The sequence below is a fragment of the Luteimonas viscosa genome (genome assembly GCF_008244685.1).
Classification (GTDB): domain Bacteria; phylum Pseudomonadota; class Gammaproteobacteria; order Xanthomonadales; family Xanthomonadaceae; genus Luteimonas; species Luteimonas viscosa.
On record NZ_VTFT01000007.1, the window covers coordinates 1 to 1,769 of the forward strand.

The window sequence follows — 1,769 nt, forward strand, 5'->3', positions numbered from 1 at the left end:
CGGCGCTGGACATCAGCTGGTTCAGGTTCTCGATCAGCTCGCGATAGGCGAACTCGAAGCGGGCGCTGTCGCCGCGCTGGGAGAAGTCGCCGGCCACGGCCGCCTCGACCAGCCGCCGGACCTCGGCGTTGGTGTCGAGCATCGACTGCTTGACCGCGTCGATCGCGGCGGTGATCTTCGCCTTCTCGCCCGGCAGGCGCTCGAAATCGCGCGACAGGTCGCCGCGGGCGTAGGTGCCGACGAACTCGATCGTGGCGGTGTTGGTGTCGATGTGCGACTGCACGAGCTCGTTCACGCCCTCGGCCATGGTGCCGTAGGCGCCGGGGAAGTCCGCGGCGGGAATGCGGTGGCTCATCGCGCCGTCGGCGTGCTGGCGGGCGATCTCCGCCTGCGCGCCCGAGAAGCGCTGCAGCACGTGCTGGATGCCCTGTAGCGATTCGAGCAGGCGCGCGGTCTCGTCCGTGCCGCGGGCCTCGAGCGTGCCGTCCAGCCGGCCCTGCGCCAGGGCGCGGGCGCCATCGACGGCGCGGCCGATCGGCTGCGTGATCGAACGCGCCAGTGCCCACGAAGCGGCGATCAGCAGGGCCAGCACCACGGCCAGCTTGGCCAGCGCGGCGCGCAGCGAAGCCCAGACGGCCGCCTGCACGTCGTCGACGTAGATGCCCGAGCCGATGATCCAGCCCCAGGGCGCGAACTCCTGCACGTAGGACACCTTCGCCACCGGCTCGTCCGCCCCCGGCTTGGGCCAGGCGTAATGGATGAAGCCGCCGCCCCCCTCCTTGACCCGCGCCACCGCCTCGACGAACAGGTGCACGCCGTTGGGATCGGCGAAGCCCGACAGGTCGGTCCCGTCCATCTCCGGCTTGAACGGATGCATCAGCATCCGCGGCTGCATGTCGTTGATCCAGAAGTAGTCGTCGTTGCCGAAGCGCAGCGTCTTCACCGCCGCCATCGCCGCGGTCCGGGCCTCGTCCTCGCCCAGTTCGCCGCGCTCCGCGCGTGCGTGGTAGTGGCCGACCAGGCTGACCGCCGACTGCACCAGGTCGCGCGTCGCGGCTTCCTTCTCCGCCATCAGGGTCTTGCGCTCGCCGATGAGGTCGAAGGTCATCACCACCAGCACGGCGAGGATGCCGAGCAGGGTCAACAGGCCGAGCTTGTGGGAGATCCGGATGCGCGAGAGGAGGTTCGACATGGGTGGATCCAGGCTGCGGTAGCGGGGTTGCCGTCGTTATCGGCCGCGACCGCCGAAAATGTTGGGCGGGGGAGGGAGAGTCGCGAAAAAGGCGAGGGCGGCCCGTGCCGCCCTCGCGCGATCCACCGGCTGGCCGGGGATCAGAACTCCTGCCACTCGCCCGCGGCTTCGGCGGCGACCGCGGGGGCCGCCTTGGCGCGACTGCGCGCGGCGGGCTTGGCGCGCGGCGCAGCCGCGGGCGCCCGCTTGGGCAGGGCGACCACGCTCGAGGCCGCCGGGGCCGGTTCGCTGCGAACGCTGCGCGCCGCCTGCCCGTCCTGGACCCGGAACACCGCAACCGTCTGCACCAGCTGCCCGGCCTGCTGCTCCATGCTGCGCGCCGCGGCCGTGGCTTCTTCCACCAGGGCCGCGTTCTGCTGGGTGCTCTCGTCCATCTGGGTGATCGCCTGATTGACCTGCTCGATGCCCGCGCTCTGCTCCTGCGAGGCGGCCGAGATGTCGGCGATGATGTCGGTCACCCGCTTCACGCTGGTCACGATCTCGCCCATGGTGCGGCCGGCCTGGTCGACCAGCTCGT

The 1,769-nt window shown here is 71.1% G+C and carries 2 protein-coding genes; both read right to left on the reverse strand.

The window, feature by feature from the left end; all coding sequences use genetic code 11:
* Positions 1–1,192 (reverse strand): cache domain-containing protein (locus tag FZO89_RS18390; protein WP_149104921.1); only part of this gene is annotated, 1,192 nt, incomplete at its 3' end.
* 140 nt (positions 1,193–1,332) lie between these two features.
* The coding region (locus FZO89_RS18395; RefSeq protein WP_262378797.1) for a methyl-accepting chemotaxis protein at positions 1,333–1,769 on the reverse strand (437 nt) is incomplete at its 5' end.